The organism is Dietzia sp. B44 (genome assembly GCF_014145245.1).
GTDB lineage: Bacteria > Actinomycetota > Actinomycetes > Mycobacteriales > Mycobacteriaceae > Dietzia > Dietzia natronolimnaea.
This window is the reverse complement of record NZ_JAALEF010000412.1, coordinates 1-1,723: the sequence shown is the minus strand read 5'-3', so window position 1 is coordinate 1,723 and position 1,723 is coordinate 1. Positions and strand designations below refer to the sequence as shown.

Below are 1,723 nucleotides of genomic sequence, written 5' to 3'. Positions count from 1 at the left end.
AACCTCCGCGACCTCGCGCTGATCGCACCGCTCATCCTCCTTGTGGTGTTCGTCGTCCTGGTCCTGGCGCTACGGGCGTTGATCGCGCCGCTGCTGCTGCTGGGCGCGACGGTGTTGTCGTCGCTCGCGGCGCTCGGGCTGGGGACCTTCGTCACCACCCAGATCCTGGGCTTCCCCGGCCTGGACGTGTCGGTCCCGCTGTACAGCTTCCTGTTCCTCGTCGCCCTGGGCGTGGACTACTCGGTGTTCCTGATCATCCGCGCCCGGGAGGAGGCGGCCACGCACTCGACCCGCGAGGCCATGGTCCGGGCGGTCGCCCTCACCGGCGGCGTGATCACCTCCGCGGGAATCGTGCTGGCCTCGGTGTTCGTGGTGCTGGGCGTCCTGCCGTTGATCGTGCTCACCCAGGTCGGCGTGATCGTGGCCCTCGGCGTCCTGCTGGACACCTTCGTCGTGAGGACCCTCGTGGTGCCGGCTCTGTTCACCCTGGTCGGGGAGCGGGTCTGGTGGCCTGGCGATCCCCGACGCGGCGTCACGCCCGCGGGCGAGCCCACCACCGGCGGTTCAGACGCATCCGCATCCGCAGCCACGGCTCCGGCCGACTCCGCTCCAGCCCGCACCGCCGACACGAAGGAGTTCCACCCATGACCACCTCGCGCCGTTCCCGGGTCCGTTCACTCGTCACCGCCCTCGCGGTGGTTCCGCTCCTGGCGGCGGGGCTCGGGGCCGCCCCCGCAGCCGGGGCCCAGGACCTCACCGACGGGGGCCGCCTCGGCGGGGGCTCCTCGCAGCTGGTACTGCCCGACGGCATCGCGGTGGGGTCGATCGGCGGCCCCGAGCTGCAGCAGGTCGGATATGTGGATCCCGACCGTTTCGTGGGCACCTGGTACCAGGTCGCGGCGATCCCGCAGCCGTACACCCTGCAGTGCACCAACGACACGACCGCCGAGTACGCGCGGATCTCGCCCGACACGATCTCGGTACGTAACTCCTGCGGCTCGGCGATCAGCTCCGACTCGGTGATCGAGGGGGAGGCGACGATCCGCGACACCGACACCAACGCCTCCCTGCGCGTGAACTTCCCCCAGGTGCCGTTCCAGGACGAGAACGGTCCGGTCAACTACCGCATCACCTACCTCGCCGACGACTACTCGGTGGCGGTCGTCGGCGACCCGAGCCGGTCCTCCGGCTTCGTGTTGAGCCGGGACCCCGCCCTGGGGGCGGACCAGTGGTCCACCGTCCGTGACGTCGTCGAGTCGCGCGGCTGGTGGCCCTGCGCGTTCCTGACCGTTCCCATGGCCGGTGGGCGGGGCGACGTCACCCCGCTGTGCCTGCTCCCCTGAGAGACGGACCGATGAGCATCGACCTCAGTTGTACGATCCGGGCCGGCGCGGACGAGGCGTGGGATTATCTCGCCTCGCCGGGTGCCTTCGTCCGGATCTCCCCGCCGTTCATGCCGCTGCGGCCCGTGAGCCAGGCCGACTCGCTGCGGGACGGTGTGGCCGTGCTCGAGCCGAGGTCCGCGCTCCCCGGTCCGTTGGGGACGCGGTTCGGCCCGCGCTGGGTCGCGCAGCACGACCCCGCCGGGTACGTCGAGGGTGAGCGGTTCGTGGACCGCTGCGTCTCCCAGCCCTACGCGGGTCTCACGGGGTGGGTCCACGAGCACACCGTCACCGCGGGTCCGGACGGGACCGCCGTGCTGGGCGACCGGGTGCGCGCCCGC

The 1,723-nt window shown here is 71.7% G+C and carries 3 protein-coding genes; all 3 read left to right on the top strand.

Translation table 11 applies throughout. The features are described 5' to 3' along the window. The coding region (locus tag G6017_RS13175) for an MMPL family transporter (protein WP_182617747.1) at nt 1-648 on the top strand (648 nt) is incomplete at its 5' end. Further along, nucleotides 645-1,343 carry a lipocalin family protein gene (locus G6017_RS13170; RefSeq protein ID WP_179523650.1) on the top strand — a complete coding sequence of 233 codons (699 nt, stop codon included), beginning with the start codon at nt 645-647 and terminating at the stop codon, nt 1,341-1,343. The genes G6017_RS13175 and G6017_RS13170, both read left to right, overlap by 4 nt. A gap of 11 nt (nt 1,344-1,354) precedes the next feature. Beyond that, nucleotides 1,355-1,723, top strand: a 369-nt coding sequence (locus G6017_RS13165) for an SRPBCC family protein (protein ID WP_524536296.1), incomplete at its 3' end; no start/stop codon positions are given.

Coding starts and splice junctions, on each gene's coding strand:
- G6017_RS13170 (WP_179523650.1), top strand. CDS start 645: ATGACCACCTCGCGCCGTTCCCGGGTCCGTTCACTCGTCACCGCCCTC.